The following is a 5254-nucleotide window of genomic DNA, read 5'->3' as shown; positions in this document are numbered from 1 at the left end:
CGCGGATTTTGCCCCCCGGTCCCGTCCCCCCGTGTGCCGGGGCCTGCCGGCGGGGGGGCCCGCGGGCGCCCCCCCCCCCGCCCCCCGGGCGGGGGGGGGGCCCCCCCCCCCCCCCCCCCCCCGGGCCCGCCCGCCTCGCCCCCACCCTCCCGCACCCATGTCTCCATGACCGGAACTCCGTCACATCACAAGGACGTCATGAGCCAGCAGCACTCCGCCGCACCGGCCCCCACCTCCGCCGTCGCCACCGTCGCAGGGCGCCATGACTGGTGGCGGGACGCCGTCATCTACCAGGTGTATCCGCGCAGCTTCGCCGACAGCAACGGCGACGGCATGGGCGACCTGGAGGGTGTCCGCACCCGCCTGCCGTACCTGCGCGACCTCGGCGTGGACGCCGTGTGGCTCAGCCCCTTCTACGCCTCCCCGCAGGCCGACGCCGGCTACGACGTCGCCGACTACCGGGCCGTCGACCCCATGTTCGGCAACCTGCTGGACGCCGACGCGCTGATCCGCGACGCCCACGCGCTGGGCCTGCGCATCATCGTCGACCTGGTCCCGAACCACTCCTCCGACCAGTACGAGTGGTTCAAGCGCGCCCTCGCCGAGGGCCCCGGCTCGCCGGCCCGCGACCGCTACCACTTCCGTCCCGGCAAGGGTGAGAACGGCGAACTGCCTCCCAACGACTGGGAGTCCATCTTCGGCGGCCCCGCCTGGACCCGGGTCACCGAGCCCGACGGCACGCCGGGGGAGTGGTACCTGCACCTGTTCGCTCCCGAGCAGCCCGACTTCAACTGGGAGCACCCGGCCGTCGGCGACGAGTTCCGCTCCATCCTGCGGTTCTGGCTGGACATGGGCGTCGACGGCTTCCGCATCGACGTCGCCCACGGCATGGTGAAGGCCGAGGGCCTGCCGGACCTGGGCTCCCACGACGAACTGCGGATGCTGGGCAACGATGTCACGCCCTTCTTCGACCAGGACGGCGTCCACGACATCTACCGCCAGTGGCGGCGCATCCTCGACGAGTACTCCGGCGAGCGCATCTTCGTCGCCGAGGCGTGGACCCCGACCGTCGAGCGCACCGCGAACTACGTCCGCCCCGACGAACTGCACCAGGCCTTCAACTTCCAGTACCTGGGCACCCACTGGGACGCCGAGGAGCTGCGCACGGTCATCGACCGCACGCTGGACGCCATGCGTCCGGTCGGCGCCCCCGCCACCTGGGTCCTCTCCAACCACGACGTCACCCGGCACGCCACCCGCTTCGCCAACCCGGCGGGCCTCGGCACCCAGCTCCGCCTGGCCGGCGACCGCGAGACGGGCCTGCGCCGGGCCCGCGCCGCGACCCTGCTGATGCTGGCGCTGCCCGGCTCGGCCTACGTCTACCAGGGCGAGGAACTCGGCCTGCCGGACGTCGTCGACCTCCCCGACGAGGTGCGCCAGGACCCGGCGTACTTCCGGGGCGCCGGACAGGACGGCTTCCGCGACGGCTGCCGGGTGCCGATCCCCTGGACACGCACGGGATCGTCGTACGGCTTCGGCGACGGCGGCAGCTGGCTGCCGCAGCCGGCCGACTGGGGCGAGCTGAGCGTCGAGGCGCAGACCGGCGAGCCCGGCTCCACCCTGGAGCTGTACCGCTCCGCGCTGGCCGTACGCCGCGAGCAGGCCGACCTGGGCGCGGGCGACGCCGTCGAGTGGCTGCGCGCCCCCGAGGGCGTCGTCGCCTTCCGGCGCGGGGACTTCGTGTGCGTGGCCAACACCACCGGCGAGTCGGTGGCGATGCCCGCGTACGGGCGGATGCTGCTGGCCAGCGGCGAGGTGACCGAGGCGGCCGGCGAGGCGAAGGTCCCGGCGGACACGACGGTGTGGTGGACGACGGCCTGACGCCCCCGCTGACCCGACAGGGCCCGCGGCTCCCCGACCGGGAGCCGCGGGCCCTGTGCCGTCCGCGGCACCGCACACGACGGGGCCGGCGGAGCCGGCCCGGGCGGCTCGGCACGTCCACCGCGCGACGCCGACGAGAACAGGGCCACCGGCCGAAGCCGATGACCCTGTTCACCGTGTCATGACGGACCGCGCCGGTCAGCGCCAGCCGTCGGGAACGCACGCCAGCTGGGCCAGCACGTCCCACTCCGACGGCCGCGCGGCCGGAACCGCCCACGGGGCACCGACAGCCGCCCAGTAGCCGCGACGGGCCCGGATGCCGTGCAACGCGTCCCAGACCCCCGGCGTTCCGAGGTCGTCGATCCCGGACTCGGCCCCGCACGACGGGCAGACCGTCTCCGTGGGCACCCCGTCACGCCAGAAGAGCAGCCCCGACAACCCGCAGATCCGGCACACGGTCTCGGTGCCCAGCGAGCCGGAGGAGGCCCGCTCGGCGATCCGGCGGGCCCGGTCCACCGGAGGCGGGGCAGCGGTGCGCCACTGCGGAGGGATGTTCTCGAGTTGCCGAAGGACGTCCCAGTCACGTGGCTTCTGGCGGGGCCGCTCCCATCGGGCGCCCGAGCCGAGCCACCAGCCCCGGTACGAGTGCAGCCCCTCCACGCCGCTCCACGATCCGGGCTTCGCCCCCATGTCGCCGATACCCGACTCGCTGCCGCAGCAGTCGCAGATCGCACTGGTCGGCCAACCGGCTTCCCAGAACCTGTCCTCGTCGTACCCGCACATGCGGCAGAAGTCCTCGACCTCGTCGAGCATTCCCTCCTCAGACATCTATCGCTCCACTCCTTGCGCCTTCAGGTAGTCCTCCAGTGTCGGGTAGACCTGCGGGTCGTAACCGCGTGGGTTGGTGGCGCTCTTGGGCGCCGGACGGTTCATGCTCATGGGGAGGTCGTCCTTGGTGAAGGCCGTGAGCGTGTTGCTGCTCTTGTCGTAGACGATGTAGTTCCCGTTGTTGCGGTCCCAGACGCGGTACCCCGTGGGCGGCTGCGGCAGCTTCGCCGCGCCGCGGTAACCGTGCGCCATCTCCACGTACTCCTTGGCGCTTCCCAGCTCGGGGAACTCCGCCTTGTGATTCTTCCAGTGGATGAACGCGTTCTGGGCGTTGGTGTAACCCTTCGAAGGCTTGCCGGTGGCCCAGATGTGTGGGGTCTTCCCGTTGGCCCGCATGGACTTGGCGAAGGCCTCGACGGCCGAGTAGCCGCTCTTGCCCCACTTCGTGCCCACGGCGCCCCATCCGACGATCGGGACGGCGGCGGCGCAGGAGAGGCTGGAGTTGAGGGCGTCGCCCTCCGCGCCGTACCACCCGCAGTTGATGAGGTCGAAGCCCTCACCGAGACCGGGGACCAGGCCTCCCGCGTCGAGGAGGAGGTGACCGACGGTGGACAGGTCCCACCAGTCGGGTTCCTCCTCGGCCGCCATGTCGGCGAAGGCGTCCTCAAGTTCCTTGAGCGCCGCGAGGTCGGCCCGGTCCTGTTCCTCCATTTCCTTGCGCCACTGCTCCTCCTCCGCCCACGCCTTCGTGGCCGCGGCGAACAGCGCCTCGCTCATCGCCTCCGCGGCTGCCGCCGCGTCCTTGCCCGCCGCCTCGGCGGACGCGCGGGCCTCCCCTGCCGCGGCCCACGCGACGGCGGCCGAGCCGGCCGCGGCGTTCGCCGAGGCCTGTGCGTGGGCGGCGGAGTTGTCCGCGTCGCGGGCGGCACGATGGGCGTCCGCCTCGGCTGCGCGGGCGGTCTTCGCCGAAGCGGCGGCGTCGGCGGCCGACTTCGCGGCGGCGTCGGCGGAGGCGTCCGCCTGTTCGGCGTAGCCGGCGGCCAGCTTGGCCGAGTCCTCGGCCTGCTGCGCGTACTTCTGCGCCAGGTCGGCGGCGTCGTTCGCGGTGGCCGCGGCACGGCCGGCCTCCGCGGCGTACCGCTGGGCCGTGGCGGCCACGGCGGAGGCGTCGGCGATGAGCCCCTGGACGCGGGCCACGTGGGTCGCCGTCAGCAGGTCCTGGCGTTTGGCCTTGTACTGCCCCGTCTCGATGAACGCGTGCAGGACCTGCGGCGGCCCTTCCCGCGCGATGCGAGCCGCGGCGGCGACCTCCGGAGTGCCCGACTCCTCCAGCTGGACGGCGCGGACCCGCTCGTCCTGGGTGCGCTGGGTGTAGTAGTCGGTGGTGATGAAGGCGCGCAGACTGTCCGGGGAGCCCTCGTTCAGGGCCGCCTGTCCGGCTGCCCGCACTCCGGGCCCGGCGCCGTTCATGAGCTGGGTGACGGTGACCCGGTAGTCGTTGGCCGCGGCCTGGTGCTGGCCGGTGGCGAGGAAGTCCGCGACCGCCGCCGCGTCCCCGTCGAGCGCCGACTCCGCCGCCGCGCGGACGGTCTCGGACTCGGACTCGGTGGCGAGGCGGTTGACCCGTGCCCGGTTGTCGAGCTCCAGTGCCTTGTCCCGGCCGGTGCGGACGTACTCGATGACGTCCTGGTCGGAGCCGGCCAGGGCCACCTCGGCCGCGGCGACGCTCCAGGGGCCGCGGGTCTGCGCCGTGTTCAGCGCGACCTTGCGGGCCTTCGGCGCGACGGTGGCGACGTCGACGTCGGGCTGGGTGACCTCGGCGGCCAGCCGGTCCGCCTCCTCGTCCAGGGCCTGGGAGGCCTGCGCCTGCTGGGCCTGTGCCGCCTGGCGTTCGTCGTCGAGTGCCTTGAGCGAGCGGGCCTGCTCGATCGCTCCCGCCGTGCGGGTGGTCAGCCCCTCCTGCTCGATCTCGCGGGCGAGGGTGAAGGTCGCCTGCGCCTTGGTGACCGCCGCGGTGGCCGCGTCGGCGGCTTCCTTGGCGGCGTTGGCGTGCTTCGTGGACTGCGCCGCGGCGGTGGCGGCGTCGCCCGCGTGGTCGGCCGCCTCGTCGGCGGCGACGGCGGCGTTCTCGGCGTGCTTGGCGGCGGAGTTGGCGGCGTCACGCGCTTCGTGCGCGGCCTTGGCCGCCTTGCCGGCCAGCGCCTCGGCCCGGTTCGCGGCGGCGGTGGCCTGCGCGGCGTGGCGGTGGGCCTCGGCCGCCGCGGCCCTGGCCCGGGCGGCCTGCGCCTCGGAAACGCCCGCCTGGCCGCTCGCCTCAGCCGCAGCACTGGCCGCGGCGTCCGCGTTCAGCCCCGCGTAGGCCGCGGACTTGGCGGCGTTGGCCGCCTCGAACGCGGCGGTACCGGCGTGGTCGGCGGCGGTCGCGGCCTTCTGCGCACCCTTGGCGGCGTCCCGCGCGTCCTCGGCCGCCGCGCGGGCGGCGGAGGCCTTGCCCGCATCGGTCGCCGCGGCGGCGGCCGCGTTCCGGGCGTTGGAGGCGGCCCGG

3 protein-coding genes are annotated in these 5254 nt (G+C 74.2%); 1 reads left to right on the top strand and 2 read right to left on the bottom strand.

Annotation, left to right across the window (positions count from 1 at the left end; translation table 11 throughout):
* The first annotated feature begins 198 nt into the window (after positions 1-198).
* A complete protein-coding gene (locus ACP4J0_RS38155; RefSeq protein ID WP_426603990.1) occupies positions 199-1881 on the top strand; it encodes a glycoside hydrolase family 13 protein in 1683 nt (560 codons plus the stop codon).
* Positions 1882-2079: 198 nt separating this feature from the next.
* On the opposite strand, the gene ACP4J0_RS38150 is transcribed toward ACP4J0_RS38155, so the two are convergent.
* Positions 2080-2709: a hypothetical protein gene (locus tag ACP4J0_RS38150; protein ID WP_426603988.1), complete on the bottom strand. Its 630-nt coding sequence runs from the start codon at positions 2707-2709 to the stop codon at positions 2080-2082.
* The coding region (locus ACP4J0_RS38145) for a hypothetical protein (protein ID WP_426603986.1) at positions 2710-5254 on the bottom strand (2545 nt) is incomplete at its 5' end.

Source organism: Streptomyces sp. WG7 (assembly GCF_049975785.1).
Classification (GTDB): Bacteria; Actinomycetota; Actinomycetes; order Streptomycetales; family Streptomycetaceae; genus Streptomyces.
The sequence above is the reverse complement of the archived record's forward strand: the minus strand, read 5'-3'. Positions and strand labels throughout refer to the sequence as shown.